General features: G+C 60.0%; 19 protein-coding genes. 5 read left to right on the plus strand and 14 right to left on the minus strand.

All coding sequences use genetic code 11. The annotated features are described in order from the left end of the window. Nucleotides 1-7: 7 nt before the first annotated feature. The 4 genes from JS82_04100 to JS82_04115 form a co-directional block, all read right to left on the minus strand. Nucleotides 8-475 (minus strand): MFS transporter, encoded by a 468-nt coding sequence (locus tag JS82_04100; protein QHK17329.1) that lies wholly within the window; start codon nucleotides 473-475, stop codon nucleotides 8-10. Nucleotides 476-570: 95 nt separating this feature from the next. Further along, a complete protein-coding gene (locus JS82_04105; GenBank protein ID QHK17330.1) occupies nucleotides 571-852 on the minus strand; it encodes a hypothetical protein in 282 nt (93 codons plus the stop codon). A gap of 16 nt (nucleotides 853-868) precedes the next feature. Further along, complete coding sequence (locus JS82_04110; GenBank protein QHK17331.1) at nucleotides 869-2,152, minus strand: serine hydroxymethyltransferase; 1,284 nt, start codon at nucleotides 2,150-2,152, stop codon at nucleotides 869-871. Nucleotides 2,153-2,187: 35 nt separating this feature from the next. Continuing rightward, nucleotides 2,188-4,029, minus strand: coding sequence for a hypothetical protein (locus JS82_04115; GenBank protein ID QHK17332.1), 1,842 nt, complete (start codon nucleotides 4,027-4,029; stop codon nucleotides 2,188-2,190). A gap of 211 nt (nucleotides 4,030-4,240) precedes the next feature. On the opposite strand from JS82_04115, the gene ribB reads away from it, so the two are divergent. From ribB to JS82_04135, 4 genes are read left to right on the plus strand one after another with little or no spacing between them, the layout of a single operon-like run. Continuing rightward, entirely contained in the window at nucleotides 4,241-4,954 is a 714-nt protein-coding gene (gene ribB / locus JS82_04120; GenBank protein QHK17333.1) for a 3,4-dihydroxy-2-butanone-4-phosphate synthase, read from the plus strand. Next, nucleotides 4,955-5,383 carry an adenylyltransferase/cytidyltransferase family protein gene (locus JS82_04125; GenBank protein QHK17334.1) on the plus strand — a complete coding sequence of 143 codons (429 nt, stop codon included), beginning with the start codon at nucleotides 4,955-4,957 and terminating at the stop codon, nucleotides 5,381-5,383. Further along, nucleotides 5,380-5,853, plus strand: coding sequence for a riboflavin synthase (locus JS82_04130; GenBank protein QHK17335.1), 474 nt, complete (start codon nucleotides 5,380-5,382; stop codon nucleotides 5,851-5,853). The genes JS82_04125 and JS82_04130 overlap by 4 nt, the downstream gene beginning before the upstream one ends. A 4-nt stretch (nucleotides 5,854-5,857) precedes the next feature. After that, a complete protein-coding gene (locus tag JS82_04135; GenBank protein QHK17336.1) occupies nucleotides 5,858-6,271 on the plus strand; it encodes a 6,7-dimethyl-8-ribityllumazine synthase in 414 nt (137 codons plus the stop codon). Nucleotides 6,272-6,312: 41 nt separating this feature from the next. Here the strand turns inward: JS82_04135 and JS82_04140 are convergent, their stop codons facing one another. The 8 genes from JS82_04140 to JS82_04175 all read right to left on the minus strand — a co-directional run bounded on the left by JS82_04140 (nucleotide 6,313) and on the right by JS82_04175 (nucleotide 14,719). Further along, on the minus strand, nucleotides 6,313-6,717 hold the full coding sequence (locus tag JS82_04140; protein ID QHK17337.1) for a hypothetical protein: 405 nt from the start codon (nucleotides 6,715-6,717) through the stop codon (nucleotides 6,313-6,315). 478 nt (nucleotides 6,718-7,195) lie between these two features. After that, nucleotides 7,196-8,407: an aminotransferase class I/II-fold pyridoxal phosphate-dependent enzyme gene (locus tag JS82_04145; GenBank protein ID QHK18399.1), complete on the minus strand. Its 1,212-nt coding sequence runs from the start codon at nucleotides 8,405-8,407 to the stop codon at nucleotides 7,196-7,198. 111 nt (nucleotides 8,408-8,518) lie between these two features. Further along, the gene (locus tag JS82_04150; GenBank protein QHK17338.1) at nucleotides 8,519-10,258 is read right to left on the minus strand and encodes a hypothetical protein; all 1,740 of its coding nucleotides are present in this window, start codon (nucleotides 10,256-10,258) and stop codon (nucleotides 8,519-8,521) included. A gap of 258 nt (nucleotides 10,259-10,516) precedes the next feature. Further along, complete coding sequence (locus JS82_04155; GenBank protein QHK17339.1) at nucleotides 10,517-10,831, minus strand: hypothetical protein; 315 nt, start codon at nucleotides 10,829-10,831, stop codon at nucleotides 10,517-10,519. 122 nt (nucleotides 10,832-10,953) lie between these two features. Next, nucleotides 10,954-12,258, minus strand: a complete 1,305-nt coding sequence (locus tag JS82_04160; GenBank protein ID QHK17340.1) for an adenylosuccinate synthase — start codon at nucleotides 12,256-12,258, stop codon at nucleotides 10,954-10,956. Between the two features lie 256 nt (nucleotides 12,259-12,514). After that, complete coding sequence (locus JS82_04165; protein QHK17341.1) at nucleotides 12,515-13,624, minus strand: methyltransferase; 1,110 nt, start codon at nucleotides 13,622-13,624, stop codon at nucleotides 12,515-12,517. Then, complete coding sequence (locus tag JS82_04170; protein ID QHK17342.1) at nucleotides 13,621-14,166, minus strand: NTPase; 546 nt, start codon at nucleotides 14,164-14,166, stop codon at nucleotides 13,621-13,623. Before JS82_04170 ends, JS82_04165 begins: the two co-directional genes overlap by 4 nt. Before the next feature lie 175 nt (nucleotides 14,167-14,341). Beyond that, nucleotides 14,342-14,719 carry a hypothetical protein gene (locus tag JS82_04175; protein QHK17343.1) on the minus strand — a complete coding sequence of 126 codons (378 nt, stop codon included), beginning with the start codon at nucleotides 14,717-14,719 and terminating at the stop codon, nucleotides 14,342-14,344. 82 nt (nucleotides 14,720-14,801) lie between these two features. Between JS82_04175 and nadA the strand changes: the two genes are divergently transcribed. Further along, a complete protein-coding gene (gene nadA, locus JS82_04180) occupies nucleotides 14,802-15,704 on the plus strand; it encodes a quinolinate synthase NadA (GenBank protein ID QHK17344.1) in 903 nt (300 codons plus the stop codon). On the opposite strand, the gene JS82_04185 is transcribed toward nadA, so the two are convergent. Both JS82_04185 and JS82_04190 read right to left on the minus strand, forming a co-directional pair. Beyond that, nucleotides 15,699-16,157 carry a hypothetical protein gene (locus JS82_04185; GenBank protein QHK17345.1) on the minus strand — a complete coding sequence of 153 codons (459 nt, stop codon included), beginning with the start codon at nucleotides 16,155-16,157 and terminating at the stop codon, nucleotides 15,699-15,701. The two genes, nadA and JS82_04185, sit on opposite strands and share 6 nt — an antisense overlap. A gap of 1 nt (nucleotide 16,158) precedes the next feature. Further along, entirely contained in the window at nucleotides 16,159-17,544 is a 1,386-nt protein-coding gene (locus JS82_04190; protein ID QHK17346.1) for a citrate synthase, read from the minus strand. Between the last annotated feature and the right edge of the window lie 143 nt (nucleotides 17,545-17,687).

Consider the following 17,687-nt stretch of genomic DNA (forward strand, 5'->3'; position numbering starts at 1 on the left):
GGACGGCCTAGACGAGCAGCGAGCCCCTCCATCCGACCGCGTCGCCGATGGGAACGCTCACGGCCCCGGCCACGGCGGACATGAGGGACATCATCGCGGTATATATCCCGGTCAGCCTCCCGATCCTCTCGGGGTAGTGCGCCTTGATGAAGGCGGGTATGAGCACGTTCCCGGCCGTTATGCCGATGCCGACCACCGCCGTCCCCAGGAACAGCCCGTAGGTCCCCAGGAGGGAGCGGCACAGCACCCCAGAGAGGACCATGGCTAGCCCCAGGACCATCACATGCCCCGCCGGGTGTCTCCTGCCCAGGTCTCCCATCACCACGGAGAACGCCGCGAACATGAGCAGGGGGATGGTGGTGATGGTGCCCATGGCCACGGACGAGATCCCGAGGTCGCTCTGGATGACGTCGGCGAGCGGCCCGACGCAGGTGAAAGGCGCGCGGAGGCAGAACGCCGTGGCGATCAGCGTCACGGCAAGTCCGACTGCGATGTGCGATCTTCTGATAGAACCACCCTCGGGTGTAACCGGTTTGGGACGGGGGATGCCCCCCGTCGAAGGGAAGGGGATCACTCCTCCTTCTTGCCGATGGACTCCTTCTGGGACTTCAGGTCGGCGATCTTCTCCTCGCACTTCTTGATGTCCTCGTAGATTCCGGCCACGTCGGCCTCGGCGGCGGTCTTGCCGGCCCTCAGGGCCTCCAGGACCTTGTCGCCGATCTGCTTGGTGAAGTCCTCGATGGCCTTCTCCTGCTTGCGGATCTCGCTGTCGAGCTTCTCCTTGTCGATGGCGTTCCCGAGCTTCTCGTCAGCGTTCTTGACGGAGTCCTTGACCTTGTCCATGAATCCCATTGTTGTCACCTCTCTTTCACTCGACCAGCTTGTGGTATCCGTAGGCGGGCTCGCCGGCGTTGAAGCAGTACTGGATCGTCGTGAACTGCTTCTTGAATGCCTTCACGTCCTCTTTAACCTTGGCAGGATCCTCCTTCTTGACGACCACTCTGGCTATGAGCTCGGCGACCTCCTTCATGTCGCTCTCCTTCATTCCGATCCTGGTCATCTCCTGAGATCCGAGCCTGAGTCCGGAGGGCCTGACGGAGCTGGTGTCCCTGGGGAGCATGTTCTTGTTGCAGATGATGTTCGCGTCCTCGAGAGCCTGGGCGCAGTCCTTGCCTCCGCCGAACTGGCCGACGTCGACGGCGATTGCGTGGGACCTGGTGAAGCCGAGGTCGGGGCAGAGGACGGGGACGCCCAGCTCGTAGAGGGCCTCTCCGAGGGCCCTGGCGTTCTTGCAGGCCTGGGCGGCGTACTCCTTTCCGAAGACGTCCATCTCGGCCAGGGTGATGCCCAGGGCGGCCATGGCGTGGAGGTGGTGGCTGGAGGTGACTCCGGGGAAGACGGCCTTCTGCAGCTTCTTCTCCTGCTCCTCGGTCAGGTTCTGTCCGAGGAGGAGGCCGTGGTTGGGTCCGGGAAAGGTCTTGTGGGTGGACGAGGACACCACGTTGACCCCCTCCCTGAGGGGGTCGTGGAACTGTCCGCCGGCGATGAGGCCGAGGACGTGGGCGCAGTCCTCCCAGACCAGGCAGCCGATCTCGTTGAAGGTGTCCTGGAGCTCCTTGAGCGGTGGGGGGAACAGGAAGACGGACAGACCGAACTGGGCGACCTTGGGCCTGACCTCCTTCAGCAGCTTGATGGTCCCGTCCACGTCCAGGTTCATGTCGTGCTCGTTGAACGGGTAGTTGACGGAGTTGACGGCCCTCTGTCCGAACGCGCCGAACTCGCAGGTGGAGATGTGGGCGCCCTGGGCGAGCGCGCAGGTGGTGATCGTGTCGCCGGGCTGGGCGAAGGCGAACAGGACGGCCATGTTCGCGACGGTCCCGGAGATGGGTCTGACGTCGGCGAACTGGGCGTCGAAGACCTTCTTGGCGAGTTCGATGGTCTTGAGCTCGACCTCGTCGACGTAGATGTTGCCCTGGTAGTAGCGCTTCTTGGGGAGTCCCTCTGCGTACCTGTCTGCGAAGTCGGAGATGAGCATCTCCTTGGCCAGCGGGCTCATGAGGTTCTCGGAGGCGATCATGGGAATGCACTCCTCGAACCACTTGTTGTGAGCCATGACCTTGTCGCGGATGAATTTGGCGTCTTCCTGTGCCATTGTTATCGCACCTGGATGTTCCGCATCCTATATAGTCACGCTGAGGAGCGGGCCTCCACCATGCGGGCCAGCAGCAGCCTGGAGGACTCCAGTGTCTCCGCCGTGGCGGACAGCACGGAGGCGTACGTCCTGTCCCCGTCGGTCAGCTCCGACGGGTCCGGCGCGTCTCCTTCTCCCAGCATCGACAGGGCGTTCCTGCGGCCGGCGTCCGACAGCCTGCCCGACTCCCCGCAGAGGTAGGAGCACTGCGACAGGACGCTGTCCTGGTGTGCGAGGAACAGCCCGGCGTCGGCGTCCGGGTCGGCCTCCACGTTCATGTGGAGCTTCGCGGAGAGCCCGGTTGCTGTGAGGGAAGTGACGGTCTCCCCGTCGGGGTCCCTGCGGCCGCTCAGCGAGTCCGCCACGAGGGACATCATCCTGTCGGACAGCGCCAGGTACCTCCCGCCCATGGAGACGTCCTCGTTCCTTATGCGGTAGGGCAGCACAAGGTAGTTGGCGAGGGTCGCGGCGACAACTCCCAGCAGGATGAACAGGATCCTCTCCGCCACGGCGTCCCCTGCGGGCGAGGCCATGGACGCGGCTATCAGCGCGGAGAACGTGATGAAGACCATCATCACGTCGTACCTCTTCGGGTCCAGCACGGTGTAGACGTAGTTGGCGACCAGCAGCGCCGCGGACAGCAGTCCGGCGTCCCCGCCTACGAGCGCCAGTACCACCGCGAAGGCGGCCACCCCCACGAGTGTCCCGGTGAGCCTCATGGCGGACTTGCGCCAGGCGTTGTCTACATAGGGCAGGACCAGGGCGACAGTGGTGAACAGCAGCCACTTGGCGTTCTCCAGGTCCCAGTACTGCCACACGAAGGCGAACAGGGTGAACACCACGGACATGCGCACGGCGAAGGTGAACCTCGCGGAGTCGGTGTGGAAGCTCTCGAACGCCATGGCCCTCATCCTCCCGCGGAGGTCCGTCGCCGAGTCCGGGGACTGATCCGAGGCGAGCGACGACAGGCCGTCCCTGAGGGACAGCACGGAGGCGGTCAGAACCCCGTCGGCTCCGGGATGGTCGGAGAGGAAGCGGTCGGCCGTCTCGCGGACGGCGGAGACGTCGCACTCCCCTCTCTCGTGGGAGGCGACGGTCCCCATGAAGGACATCAGGGACCTCAGCACCTCCGGGTCGCGCTCCCTCTCGCAGACCGCCCTCCCTGCCATGTGCAGCGAGGACGCCAGGTCCAGGACCTTGCGGTCCCCGGGCGTGGAGAAGAAGCTCCTCCTGAGCCTGTCGTACATGGAGCTCCTGAGCCTGAGGCAGAGGGCGTCGACCGACTCGGCGGAGGGGGATCCCCCGCTCAGGACGGTCTCGCAGCAGGACGAGACCTCGGAGCAGAGCGAAGCTATGCCCTCGTGGCAGGTCCTGGCGTGCCTGTTCCTGTTTATCAGGACGTTGAGCGCGACTATGAACACCGAGCCGACAACGAGGGCGAGCACCCTCACCGGCAGGTCCTCCGCCGAGACGGGGACGGAGAGCATGAACGCGTACCCCAGCAGGAACGGGAAGTGCATCGGCGACCTGAGATCCTGTGTCGTGAGGTAGCTCAGGGCGAAGACGACCGTGAAGTTGATCGCGGCCCCCACGAAGGCGTTCCCGCAGCTCACAGAGGCGTAGGCTCCTAGCCCCATGAGCAGGGTGAAGGCGACCAGCCCGCCCAGGTTCAGCATGGGGCGCACGGAGAGGTCCTGGCCCAGCATCATCAGGGCCAGCACCACCACTACCACGCCCGTCAGGGAGTTCTCCTGACCGAACACCTGGGCGAAGACCGCCACGAATAGGCATATGAGGATGAAGAACAGACTCTTCCCGGCTACCGTCTTGGCATCCATGGGTGCCCGTCCTGTCTGCAGGTATATAAACGGGACCCATCGTCCTCTGCCGACAGCGTCCGATCGGGGCGAAAGCTTTCTAATCTGCCTGCCATGTCCCCGACGTGACCCGGGGTACGGCGGCGTCATGTTACAACCGCGGCCGTCATCTACTTTTTTCCTGGTAGTTCGCTCCGCCTTATCTTATGCACGGCGATTCACCGGCGAGAACATGAGCGGATTCGAAAGGGCGCTTGATGACATCAGGGCCGGCAGGCCCGTCCTCGTCTACGACTTCGACGACAGGGAGCGGGAGACCGACATGACGGTCGCATCCCAGTTCGTGACCGCGTCCACGCTCAGGACGATGAGGCACGATGCGGGCGGTCTCGTCTGCACGACCACGCCCGGGAGGCTCGCCGAGGAGATCGGACTCCCATTCATGTCGGACGTCTTCTGGGACGACGTGGAGAGGTACCCACTCCTGAAGGCCATGGCCCCCACGGACATCCCGTACGACAGGACGAAGTCCTCCTTCGGCATCACGATCAACCACCGCGACACGTACACCGGCATCACCGACGACGACCGCGCGCTGACCATCACCCAGTACGCCGAGACCATCTTCCAGGACGCACCCGTGGAGGAGATCCGCAGGCAGATGGGCGAGAGGTTCAGGGCGCCGGGGCACGTACACCTCCTCAACACCACGGACAGGATCCTGGTGGACAGGAGGGGCCACACCGAGCTCTGCACCGCCATGATGTACATGGCAGGCGTGAAGCCCTCGGCCACCATCTGCGAGATGATGGGCGACGACGGCGGGGCGATGCCGCGCGAGAGGGTCGAGGAGTACGCCGCGGAGAGGGGCCTGAGCTTCATCACCGGGACGGAGATCCTGGACAGGTGGGAGGCCTTCAGGTCCGAGCGCGGGGAGGACCTCTGAATGACCAGGGTCATGGCCTCCGGCGTCTTCGACATCATCCACCCCGGCCACATCTCCTATCTGGAGCAGGCACGCTCATACGGGGACGAGCTCGTGGTGGTCGTCGCCAACGACGACACCGTCCGTAGGAGCAAGCACGAGCCCATAACCCCCGAGGCCATGAGGGCCAGGATAGTGGGCGCGCTGAAGCCGGTGGACAGGGCGATCGTCGGAGGGCACGGGGACATCTTCGACACCGTGCGCTACGTGAGGCCGGACGTCATAGTCCTCGGCTACGACCAGAAGTTCGACGCGCAGGAGCTGCAGGCCCGTCTCGCAGAGGAGGGCCTCGGGGACATCAGGGTCGTGAGGGCGACGGAGTGCGCCGAGGACCTGAACGCGACACGCAGGATCATATCGAGGATCCGCAGCATGGGGGGAGCCCCGTGAAGAAGATAGGGATAGCAGACACGACCTTCGCCAGGTTCGACATGGGGCGCTCGGCCATCGACCAGCTCCAGAGAACCGGGACCGGGTTCACCATCGTCAGGTACACCGTCCCGGGCTTCAAGGACCTGCCCGTGGCATGCAAGAAGCTCATAGAGGAGCAGGGCTGCGACATAGTCATGGCCCTCGGCATGCCCGGACCCATGGAGAAGGACAAGATGTGCGCCCATGAGGCCTCGACGGGCCTGATGATGGCGCAGCTGATGACGAACAAACACATTATCGAGGTCTTCGTCCACGAGGACGAGGCCAAGGACGACGCCGAGCTGGCGTTCCTGGCCGACAGCCGCGCCAGGGAGCACGCGGTGAACGTCTACGACCTGCTCTTCCGTCCGGAGAGCCTGACCAAGAGGGCCGGTATGGGCCTCAGGCAGGGATTCGCGGACAAGGGGCCGGTCCTCCAGAGAAGGTGAGGAAATGAAGGAGTACAAGATTGGAATGGTCGCCGCCGAGTTCAACTTCGAGGTGACCTCGCTCATGATCGAGAGGGCCAAGGCGGAGGCGGAGTTCCTCGGAGTGAAGATCGTCAAGACGATCCTCGTCCCCGGGGTCTTCGAGATCCCCATGGCCGTGAAGAAGATGCTGGAGTCCGACGACATCGACGCCGTCATCACCCTCGGCGCCGTCATCACCGGCGAGACCAAGCACGACGAGGTGGTTGTCGCCCAGAGCTCGAGGAAGATCATGGACCTCGGGCTGGAGTACAACAAGCCCGTCGGATTCGGGATCACCGGACCCGGCATGACCGAGCTCCAGGCCATGGACAGGATCGAGAAGGGCCGCGAGGTCGTCGACGCCGTGGTCAAGATGCTCCAGAGGCTGGACTACTGATCTCAACGAGGGCTCCGGCCCTCATTTTACCTTATTCCACATCACATCTTCGGCGTCTTGCCGTCGCAGATTCCGTTCTTCAGGATCTTTATGACGGTGGACATGGGGATGCCGGTCTCGATGGAGATCCTGACGCAGCCCTGGCCGGAAACGTAGCGCTCCTCGATCATGTACGTGGTGGCGTTCTCGGCCACCTCGGAGGTCCCGCCCTGCCCCCTGGTGGAGGAGTCCATCCAAGCGCGGGTCTTGCAGTTGGGGCATCTCAGAGGGACCTGCGCCGAGCGGGAGAACCATGTGTGTCCGCACGCCACGCAGGTGTTGGTGGTGGGCTTGCCCTGCCAATGGTAGGTCCCGCAGTTGGGGCACCTGACCGGGTTGTCGGTGTGGCTGATCCAAATATGGCCGCAACGGCCGCATACCTTCTCTCTGCTCTCAGAAGAATCCATGCGGTTCACCCATCTGGACTATGCATCCAACAATGGATATAGGGTATTTAGGGATATTGCTCAGATATTAATAGTAATAACCATAAAATAAACTCAATAACAGACGGTCATTGTTATCACTTTGAGGAACAAATCCGTCCCGTATGACAAAAACAGATGGATTCATATAGGTAATATAACTGAAAACTGTCGGATTACAGCTGTTTGTTATTGTGATACTGTTCTTAATAATTAAATGTTAACTATTATGAATTATGTATGAAATCATTGAAGTTGGATGTATTGTTGGAACCAACTATATATTAAAATTTTCAAATGTTTAAAGAGGTCGGCCATGTTGGGGTTCGAGCATACTCTAGGTTTCATCGAGTGTGCGGATTAATCCGATTCTTCATTATTTAGTGCAGAACGGAAGGAAAATGCAGAACCCGGGAGATGAATAGCCGTCCCCCGCAGGGGACGGCGGTTGGATGTATCCTCAAGCGGTGTTGTGCTTGATGAAGCGCTCTATCTTGTCGTAGGCCTCTTCAAGCACTTCCATGGGCGGCAGCGTGATCGTCCTGAAGTGTCCGCTTCCGAACTCTGGGTCGAATCCCGAACCGTGCACGACGACAACCCCCTCCTGGGCGATGAGGTCGAGCACGAAGTCCTTGTCGGTCTTCCACTTGGTGCCCTGAAGGTCGATCTTGGGGAACATGTAGAACGCCCCCTTCGCCTTGCGGGTGCTGATGCGGTCGATCTCGTTCAGCCTCTTGTAGGTGAACCCCGCCCTCTCCTTCAGCTTGTTGTTCAGGTCCACGATGTAGTCCTGGGGACCCTGGAGGGAGGCCTTGGCCGCTGCCTGGCAGGGGACGTTGGCGCAGATCCTCGCCCTGAACTGCTTCATCATGCCCTCGCGGACCTCGTCCATGAGGCCGTACTTGTCCATGAAGTAGCAGTAGCCCATCCTCCAGCCCGGCATCAGGTTGACCTTTGAGAACCCGTTGAATATGACCCTCGGGATGTCGTCCGGAAGCTCGGAGGCGGAGAAGTAATCACCCTCCATGATGATCTTGTCGTAGATCTCGTCGGATATCAGGGGGATGTCGTATTCCGCGGCGATGTCGCCCACCTCCCTCACGGTCTTCTCGTCGTAGATGGCCCCGGTGGGGTTGTTGGGGTTGATCATGATGAGGGCCTTGGTCCTGTTGGTGATCCTCTTGCGGATCATGTCTGTGTCCAGCCTCCAGTCCTCCTCCTCGATCTGCCTGTAGGAGACGGTCCTGCCCTCGTAGAAGTTGATGTACTGGGCGTACGACGGGTATCCGGGACCGGGCACAAGGATCTCGTCACCGGGCTCGATGAGAGTTCCCATCATGATGTTGATGCACTCGCTCACGCCCGCGGTGACGTAGACGTCGGATGACGTGATGCGTGCGCCGTGCTTCTCGTACTCCCTCTGGACGATGGCCTCGCGGAGGTCCAGGTTTCCCTGCGAGTCCCCGTAGCCGTTGTCGGTCTCGTCGACGGCCGCCCTGAGCGTCGCCTTGAAGTACTCGGGGGTCTCGAAGTCCCACTTGTTGGGGTCCCCGATGTTGAGATCAAGGAGCTTCTTACCTGCTTTGGCGGCAGCGGCGGCGGGAACCGTGACCTCACGGATAGCGTAGTTCATTCCCATCGACCTTCTGGATGCCTTGATCTTAGTCTTCATAAGCAATCGGCACTGAACCACAATTATTGGATATAATTCTAAGGGTCTTCGGTAATCGCCCGATCCGTATAGATGTAAGTAGTTTTAGGCGGGCCGTCGGCCCGCCTGTGATCAAAGGATATAACTAGCCCAGTACAGCTCATACATGCTCTTGACATCGCTTCTCTCGACGCCCAAGGCGTAGAGGATGCCGTCTTCCATCCCTATGTAGCTGGAGTAGATTGTTCCGTCTTCGGCGGTGCTAATGTAGACATCGCAGTATCTGGTTCCATAGAGGAAGTCTCCGGAGATTCTGTAGGCGAATTCTCCGTTCTCGTATCCCGGACCCTTTAGCAGTCCTTCGACCGTCCAGGAACTCTCTTCGTCGTTCTCAAGTACGGTGATTGTGCCATCCTCGTACACATGAGTAACTTGTACGTAACTCTCATAGTACCCGTACGTTCTGTCTATGTATGTGCACCAGTCTCCGGCATTGATCTCGGTTCTCATTTCACTCTCGGTGAACGGGTCATCGCGCCCCCACTCGTATCCGTAATAGGTGTAGACCTGGTAGGTGCTGGATGTCCCTTGATCAATCAGGATCGCAATGACGAAACCGTCGTAGACGTATTCGGTGACGCGGTAGTTCAGCTCATTGATGTACGTTACCGCCTCGCACTCGAGTGCCCCCCAGGGGGTGTTTATCGTCTTTCCCTCGGCAGGATCGCCCTGAGAGGGTCCTGTGACGAATCCGGGCGTTCCGATGTAGTCCCCCTCATATTCCATATTCGTGTATATCGTAGTGACAAGGCTGCCGTCGGGGTATTCTATGTAGACTTCCTGGTCGCTCTCGAAGGCTCCGACAGGAACCCCGTTCTCGATCGTGTACATCACGCTGGTGACAGTGTATCCGAAGGGCTCATCCACAGGTACCAGGTCGAAGACACCTGACCCTATGACAAGGCTGGAGTATGCCAGACTGTATTCCATGAGGTTCGTACTGTTGTACTCCTGGCGAAGGTAGACGACACCGTCGTCCTTGCCGACGAAGGTGTAGGTGTAGCTACCATCATCGTTCTCTTCCAGATAGGCATCACACATGATGTTTCCATACTCTGTGTTCTTCACATATGCAGATCCCACGGGTTCAAGCCCCCTGAAACCGTTGGTGTTGAGGAAGTAGGACTTGGGGTCTGTAATTGATTCATCGGTTCCCAGTATGTTGTAGGTGATCTCATCCTCTGTAACGGCTGTGACTGCACGGGTTAACATGTCGGTGCCAACAAGATCGCCATTGGAGTATTCTCTGACAAGGTACGATATTATGTCCCCGACTTCGACCTCAGAATCCTGTTGGTTGACGTTCACTTCGATCGTTCCACCGTAGAGGCTGGATTCGATGAGATCGAAAGAATAGGTATATCCTGCCGATGTGCTCAGAATCTTGATGAAGGCCCCGGTACGCAGATCGAGCCAATAGATCCACATGTCGTCTCCGACTGTATATTCGTATACGTTGCACTCCACATCCTCACCCATGAATTCCAGGGTATCTGTGCGGGCCACGTCAAGGGAGATGATGTAACTGTAGTAGTAGCTGGGTTCGTAGAATTCTTCGCCTGATATAGCCGTTATCATGGTGAGGTCGTCACCTTCGGACATGAACACGTACTCGCTGTAGTAGTACATGCTGCTGGCTTCTTCGTTGGTGGAATCCTGAACAGTTGTTAGATAGAGGAAGTTGTCTCCGACGTCTATATGCCTGTAACCATCATCATCATCATCTTGGTTCGTAATGTACCATGTGAATCCGGCCACAGCAACTATAATCGCCGCAACAACAACGATTATTGCTATGTTCTTCGAATTCATGATTAACTAATCAGTTAATGCATATTTAAACAAAATAGTAGGGTAATATTGCCCTCCAAATTCCGATTGAGTTTATATTCAACGATATTTCAAATTATTTTACAATAATGTCAAGAATTAGACACATAAGACATGGAAATGAATGAAAAGAGGAGATGTTTGAGGAAGAACAATCCGATATTCGCGGATGGATAGTGCAGAGGGAATCCAGCACATATTAGATGCCGAGGGCGGCCAAAGGCCGCCCCGGCAGTGCGATCACTCGAGCTCGATGGTGACGTTCCTCTTTAGTCCGAGGTCGCCGGCGGCCTCCAGGGACTTGACGATGGCGCAGGGCACCGGGCAGGCGGTGTGGCGGATGTTCTCGGTCGCCCAGGCGTAGACCTTGGACTCGTTGAAGGGCGCGCCGACCTCCTCGTAGGCGACAATGGACATCTCGGGGTTCTTGGCGACCATGGGGCAGTCGCTCTCGATTCTGATGTTGACGGTCATCATGTCCTCCGAAGGCGTGGCGTAGATCGTCGTGGTCTTTCCGCACACTCCGGCTTTGACGGTAGTTTTGCAATCAGACATGGTATTCCTCGTATCGCGAACGATGCATCCAACAATATATAGGGATTGTATCCAACGGTGAAAATAAAGCACCTTTAACGGTGTGATGTGAAGGAAAAGAGGGGGATTCCCCCTCGATTGGATCAGTTCCACCAGTCGCCGCGGCGGTCGATGGTCTCGTCCCTGTCGGGTCCGACGCTGATGATGTCCGCGGGGACCTTGAGGTACTTCTCGATGAACTCGATGTACTCGCGCATCTCGCCGGGGAGGTTGTCGTATCCTCCCTTGACGACGGCGTCTGTGTCGTCCCAGCCCTTCCAGCCCTTGAAGTGCTCGTAGACGGGCTTGGCCCTGTTGAGTTTGGCGATGGATGCGGGGAAGTGCTTGACCTCCTCCCCGTCGATCTCGTACGCCACGCACACTGGGAGGTCGGGGGTGTCGTTCAGGACGTCGATCTTCGTGATGCCCAGGGATGTGAACCCGCACATCCTGGAGGCGTGCTCGCACACGACCAGGTCGAGCCATCCGCACCTGCGGCCCCTTCCCGTCGTGACTCCGAACTCGCCGCCCTTGTGCTGCAGCGCCAGTTCCTCCTCGCCGGAGAGCTCCGTGACGAACGGGCCCTCGCCGACGCGGGTGGTGTACGCCTTGATGACTCCGAGCACGCCGTCGATCCTGTTGGGTGCGACGCCCGATCCGGTGCATATGCCGCCTCCGCATGTGGCGGAGGATGTCACGTAGGGGTACGTCCCGTGGTCGATGTCGAGCATCGCGCCCTGGGCGCCCTCGAATATCACGTTCTTGCCCTGGTCCAGGGAGTCGTTGATGAGGACGGAGGTGTCGCAGATGTACTTCCCGACCATGTCCCTCCAGCCGGCCATCTTCTCGTGCAGGGACTCGACGGTGCAGGAGCAGGGCTCCGCGTCCATCATGTCGAGCATGTCCTTCTTGTACGGGAGGATGAACGAGATCTTGTCGTCAAGGAGGTCGTCCTCCAGCAGGTCACCGGCCCTGAACCCGATCCTCGCGATCTTGTCCTGGTACGCGGGTCCGATCCCCTTCTTGGTGGTGCCGACGACGTTCTTGCCGCGGTACTTCTCCTCGGCGCCGTCCAGCTTCTTGTGGTAGTTCATGATGAGGTGGGCCCTGTCGGAGATCCTGAGCCCGTCGACGCTCCCGCCGTTGTCCAGGACCTGCCTGATCTCCTCCCCTAGCTCCTCGAGGTTGACCACGACGCCGTTGCCGATGACGGCGAGCTTGCCCGGTCTCACGACGCCCGAGGGGAGTCCGTGGAGCTTGAACGTCTTGCCGTCCACGATGATGGTGTGGCCGGCGTTGTTCCCTCCCTGGAAGCGGACTATGAGGTCGGCCTCCTCGTCGAGGTAGTCTGTGATCTTTCCTTTGCCTTCGTCCCCCCACTGGGCTCCGATGATTGCTAGACTGGGCATTTATGGCACCTTGTCCGTCGCTACATTATGCTTCCTTATAAGGTTGCTGGGGGGTCTGGCCGGAGGCCCAGGCGGCTATGTCGTCCAGTGTGACGAGCTCCAGGCGGAGGCTCTGCCGTATTCGGTCATCTCGACGAGTCCGTCTGCGGATGCCGATTCGGAGAATATCATCCGGCATTGAGATTATTGTAAGATTTTTTCTTACGATTCTGAATCGTAAGCCGAATCCGAACAATCATGACGTGACCGTCGGCGTTCACTGGGAATCCGGACTGAACTGCCTGTAGAGCTCCAGGAGCTCGTCAAGGGGGATGTCCGTCTTGAACGACGTGGGGGACACGTGCGACTTGGATGCCCTCCCGTGTCCGTTCAGGAAGTCCACGAAGTCGTCGATCCTCGGCGGAGACATCTTCACATGGGACGACAGCTCGCTCATGTCGTAGACGAAGACCTGGTCGTCCAGCTCGTTCCTCCAGAGGTTCAGGTACTTGGCGCACCTGCGCTCGTCGGCCATTCCCTCGGGGGACATCCTGGATATGGTGTACGCGTCGTGCAGCGGGCCGAGCCAGAACGGGCCGAGCCTGTGCTCCCTGTCTGGGAACTGCGAGGTCGAGCGCTCCATGGTCTCCATGTTGTACTGCATGTAGCCGAGCTGGGCGAGGGAGTCGTCGGCGGCCTTGGCCCCCTCCGTTATCTGGACGTAGGTCCTGAAGTAGTGGTCCGCGTAGAACGACAGCAGGGGCTTCATGCCGCGGTCGAACTTGGCCAGCTCCCTGGCGATGTTGCACATCAGGATCCTGAGGCCTCCCTCGTGGCACATGAACCCGCGGATGGGCTCGCACTGGTACCTGCGCCTGCACTTGGGGGCGTGGGCGCCGGCCAGCGGCGCGGTGTCGGTGGCGGTGATCGCCATGATCCCTCTCTTCCCGGTGCCGCGGATGGCGGACTGGAGGAAGGGCATGGGGGATCCGAACGGGTCCAGGTCGACGTAGTCGAAGGACTCCTCGGTGAAGAGTATGTGGAGGTTGGAGCAGTTGGCCCTGCAGTTGGAGAGGCCGTTGAGGTCTATGTTGGCCTGGATGTAGGGCATGGCCGAGGGGCTGATGTCGTTGGCGGTCACCTCGGACCCCGGGACCTCGTTGGCGATCCTCACGGACCTCGACCCGGTGGCGCACATGGCGTCGGCGACGCTGACGGACTCGCGTTCCAGCGACCTGAGGAGCATCACGCTGACGTCCCTGTTGAACGCCATCTGCTCGTTGAAGAACACGGACCCGACCTTCTTGCCTGGGCCGTGGACGGAGTGCTCGAGGGGGACCAGAATGTCGGTGCTCCCCTCCCTGATGACCGTCCCCTCGGGGGTCACACGCTCTCCCCGTTCATCAGACGGACGATCTTGTACGGGAGGATGTTCCTGTTGGTGGGCGTTACCTCGAGTATCCTCACGTCGTCCCTCCTCCTGATGTCCTGGAGAAGCGGGTTCCTGGATTTCTTGTGGAGGGTGATGATCATGGGTTTGTCGGCGTCGAGTGCCTCCTTGACGGCGTCTATGAAGAGCTGGCTCTCAACCTCCATCTTGCCCACCTCGTCGATGATGATGATGTCGCAGTTCTGGCATGCATCGCGTATCGCCTTGACGCCGACCTCCTCCAGCTTGCTGAGGTCCACGCCGATCTTCCCTACCATCACCTTGCTCTCGATCTCGGTGCTGGCAAAGACGGCGGTCTCACCGGTTGCGAGGTCCCTGACGGTGAAGCCAGTCTTGTGCCTCCCGTCGCCCACAGGCTCGTCGATCATGCCTCCGATGGAAAGCTCCTCCTCCTTCAGCATCTCGATTACCCTGAGCAGGGCATAGGTCTTCCCGGATCCGGGAAGGCCGGTGATTCCGATCTTGATATCAGCTATCATGTACACGCCCGCCAGTTGAAAGACTGGCCTAACGGAGATGTAACTGAGAATATATAAACAGTCGGCAGGATTCCCCGTCTCCCCGTTTTTTCTTTCGTCGTTTGGTGTCCGAAAATGTCGATTTCATACGGCATTCGTCGAACAGTTAAGGGCCGTTCGGAACGGCCAGACGATTTTAGCAGATGTCGGATACGTACATCAGGGGATAGCCCAGCTCCCTGTCGTAGCGCATCTCGGCCGTGACCCTGGAGTCCCCTATGCGGATGGTGACCACGGCGTCGATCATGTCGCCGGTGAGGGACACGTAGGAGTACATGTCGCCGCCCTCGGTGAACACGGAGCGGTCGACGCGGACGGTGGCCGACTCCACGTAGGGCTGGACGGATATGGCCGAGCTCATGCCCTCCTCGAGCGACTCCACGGTGCGGAGGTTCACTGGGGTGCCCACGAACTGGTGGTAGATGGTGCCCATCTTGATTCCCGCCTCGAACAGCGCCCTCTCGCGTTCCGTGCAGGCGAACCTGCCGGCCGCCATCTCGTCTCTTCCTTCCATGGGACCGCCATCCGCGGGCAGTCTAAAAAAGAAGCGGTGCCACTTCCTAGTCCACTTAAATACGGCCGTTCTATGCACTGGCATGGAATCCGTCGGCGAGAGGATCGTCAGGCTCAAGAAGGAAAGGAACGCCGTTATTCTGGCTCACAACTACTGCCTGCCTGAGGTGCAGGACATGGCAGACTTCGTCGGGGACTCCCTGGGGCTCTCCAGGAAGGCCACCGAGACCGACGCCGACGTGATAGTGTTCTGCGGAGTGACATTCATGGCCGAGACGGCCAAGATCCTCAACCCCGAGAAGACCGTCCTCCTGCCCGATCCGGCCGCCGTCTGCGCCATGGCCCAGATGTGCAGTCCGGAGCAGATCGTCGCCGCCAGGAGGGACCATCCCGGGATGGAGGTCGTCGGCTACGTCAACTCCACGGCCGCCTGCAAGGCGGAGATGGACGTGTGCTGCACATCCTCCAACGCGGTGGGCATCGTGTCGTCCCTGGAGTCCGAGGGCGCCATCTTCGTACCGGACAGGAACCTGGGGACCTACGCCGCCAGGAGCTGCCCCAACAAGGAGATCGTCGTCTGGAGCGGCTTCTGCCCGATCCACCAGTCCATATCCGTGCAGCAGGTGGCGGAGCTCAAAGCGGCCCATCCGGACGCCGAGGTCCTCGCCCATCCGGAGTGCAGGACCGAGGTCCTGGAGATGGCTGACGTCATCGGATCAACGGAGAAGATGCTGAACCACTGCAAGTCCTCCCACAGGAGGGATTTCGTGGTGCTCACGGAGGTCGGGATGCGCCACAGGCTCGAGGTCAACTGTCCCGGGAAGTCGTTCTACTTCCCGGAGTCCGCCGTGTGCGGCGCGATGAAGATGGCCACGCTGGAGACTGTCGCGGACGTGCTGGAGAACATGGTGAACGCCGTCGAGCTGCCGGCGGAAGTGGTTGAGCGGGCCCGCAGGCCCGTGGAGCGCATGATCGGGCGCTCATGAGAACATAGGGTCCTTGATCACCGAGTTCGCGGGGATGAGGTCCTTGAGCTTGCCGTCGTTGATGTCGACGGTCTTGAACGCCACCGTGAGCAGATGCTCCACCATGTTCGTGGAGGGGACGCGGTCGAAGTAGCTCTGGACGATCTTGAAGTAGATCTTCGGCTCGCCGTCGGCCATGTAGAACCCGCCGTTGTTGATGGTGTTGTTCAGGGTGTTGAGTTCGGGGACGAGCTTGTTCCTCGCATCCTCGGGTATGTCGAACATCAGGTAGCAGTAGATGTTCAGCGTCTTGTGCTCGTCGTCAGTGACGATCACCATACCTATGGGGTTGTCGTCGCCCATGGCCCCCAGGACGATGCTCCCGTCGTCGCGCTCTTCGTACTTGAGGTTCAGCCCCTGCACGGCGGAGCGGACGTTGTCCACGACCTTCTCCTTGGAGACTTTTCCGAACATGTCACTGGGAAGGGGTTTCAGGTTTATCGTTCTTGTCCCCGCGTTCCTCCAGCGGCACGTACTCCTTAGGCTCGCACATGCTGATGTAGGCAGGACGGAGGATCTTGTTGGACGTGACCAGCTCCTCGATGCGGTGGGCGCTCCAGCCGACGATCCTGGCGGTGGCGAACAGCGCGGTGTAGAGCTCCTTCGGGATGTCCAGCATGTCGTACACGAAACCGCTGTAGAAGTCCACGTTGGCGCAGACGCTGGTGGCGTTGGGCCTCTTGGCGAGGATGAGCTCCGGGGCGAGCCTCTCGATGGCCGCGTAGAGCTGGTAGTCGTCCTGGCGGCCCTTCTCGGCGGCGAGCTTCTCCACGAACGACTTGAACACCTCCGCCCTGGGGTCGGATATGGTGTAGACCGCGTGCCCCATGCCGTAGATCAGTCCCTGGTGGTCGAAGGCCTTCTTGTCAAGGATCTCGTTGAGGTACTTCTTCAGGTCCTTCTCGCTCTCGGGGTGCTTGACGTGCTTCTTGATGTCCTCGATCATCTCCATGACCTTCAGGTTGGCGCCCCCGTGCTTAGGGCCCTTGAGGGAGGACATGGCCGCCGCGATCACCGCGTAGGTGTCCGATCCGGCGGAGGTGGTGACCCTGGTGGTGAAGGTGGAGTTGTTCCCGCCTCCGTGCTCCATGTGGAGGACCAGGGCGAGGTCGAGGACTGTGGCCTCGAGGTAGGTGTAGGACTTGTCGGGCCTCAGCATGCGGAGGATGTTCTCCGCCGTGGAGAGCCTGGGGTCCGGCCTGTGGATGTACATGCTCTCGTCGTTGATGTAGTGGTTGTACGCGTGGTAGCTGTACACCGTGAGCATGGGGAAGACGCTGATGAGGAAGATGCACTGGCTGATGACGTTGTCCAGGCTGTTGTTCAGCGCCTTCTTGTCGTAGGACGAGAGCGCGAGGATGCACCTCGTGATGGAGTTCATGATGTCCTTCCCGGCGGCGACCATGACGACGTCCCTGACGAAGGTGATGGGAAGCCTCCTCTGCTCGGCCAGGTAGTACTTGAACTCCTCCAGCTGGCGCTCGTCGGGGAGGGACCCGAACAGCAGCAGGTAGGTGCACTCCTCGAAGCCGAAGCGCTTGTTGAGGAATCCCTTGGCGAGGTCGCGGATGTCGTAACCGCGGTACTTGAGCCTGCCCTCGCAGGGCACTTTGACGCCGTCGACCTTGTTCGTGCCGTTGACCTCGGAGACGGTGGTGAGTCCGACGACGACCCCGTTGCCCTTGGAGTCGCGCAGTCCTTTCTTCACGTCGTATTTCTCGTAGAGGTCGGCGGAGAAGCTGTCGGCCGACATGCAGATCTCGGCCTTCTTCTCGATGTATCTCTTGTAGTCGCTGTTCATTCTCTTCTCTCCCCTTAAGTCGTTTGTGGACCGAGGGTCCGTGAGGTGGCCACTGGGGGCCGATGAGGACTGTCAAAGTTGAATGCCTGCCGTAGGTTGTATTGAATTAAGTAATCTTCGCGGTCCTCGCCGATGCCAGCTGG

The sequence above is a fragment of the Methanomassiliicoccaceae archaeon DOK genome (assembly GCA_009911715.1).
Taxonomy (GTDB): Archaea; Thermoplasmatota; Thermoplasmata; order Methanomassiliicoccales; family Methanomethylophilaceae; genus Methanoprimaticola.

Coding starts and splice junctions, on each gene's coding strand:
- JS82_04140 (QHK17337.1), bottom strand. CDS start 6,717: ATGGATTCTTCTGAGAGCAGAGAGAAGGTATGCGGCCGTTGCGGCCAT.
- JS82_04185 (QHK17345.1), bottom strand. CDS start 16,157: ATGTTCGGAAAAGTCTCCAAGGAGAAGGTCGTGGACAACGTCCGCTCC.
- JS82_04190 (QHK17346.1), bottom strand. CDS start 17,544: ATGAACAGCGACTACAAGAGATACATCGAGAAGAAGGCCGAGATCTGC.
- JS82_04175 (QHK17343.1), bottom strand. CDS start 14,719: ATGGAAGGAAGAGACGAGATGGCGGCCGGCAGGTTCGCCTGCACGGAA.
- JS82_04105 (QHK17330.1), bottom strand. CDS start 852: ATGGGATTCATGGACAAGGTCAAGGACTCCGTCAAGAACGCTGACGAG.
- nadA (QHK17344.1), top strand. CDS start 14,802: ATGGAATCCGTCGGCGAGAGGATCGTCAGGCTCAAGAAGGAAAGGAAC.
- JS82_04160 (QHK17340.1), bottom strand. CDS start 12,258: ATGCCCAGTCTAGCAATCATCGGAGCCCAGTGGGGGGACGAAGGCAAA.
- JS82_04145 (QHK18399.1), bottom strand. CDS start 8,407: ATGAAGACTAAGATCAAGGCATCCAGAAGGTCGATGGGAATGAACTAC.
- JS82_04150 (QHK17338.1), bottom strand. CDS start 10,258: ATGAATTCGAAGAACATAGCAATAATCGTTGTTGTTGCGGCGATTATA.
- JS82_04115 (QHK17332.1), bottom strand. CDS start 4,029: ATGGATGCCAAGACGGTAGCCGGGAAGAGTCTGTTCTTCATCCTCATA.
- ribB (QHK17333.1), top strand. CDS start 4,241: ATGAGCGGATTCGAAAGGGCGCTTGATGACATCAGGGCCGGCAGGCCC.
- JS82_04170 (QHK17342.1), bottom strand. CDS start 14,166: ATGATAGCTGATATCAAGATCGGAATCACCGGCCTTCCCGGATCCGGG.
- JS82_04110 (QHK17331.1), bottom strand. CDS start 2,152: ATGGCACAGGAAGACGCCAAATTCATCCGCGACAAGGTCATGGCTCAC.
- JS82_04125 (QHK17334.1), top strand. CDS start 4,955: ATGACCAGGGTCATGGCCTCCGGCGTCTTCGACATCATCCACCCCGGC.
- JS82_04155 (QHK17339.1), bottom strand. CDS start 10,831: ATGTCTGATTGCAAAACTACCGTCAAAGCCGGAGTGTGCGGAAAGACC.
- JS82_04135 (QHK17336.1), top strand. CDS start 5,858: ATGAAGGAGTACAAGATTGGAATGGTCGCCGCCGAGTTCAACTTCGAG.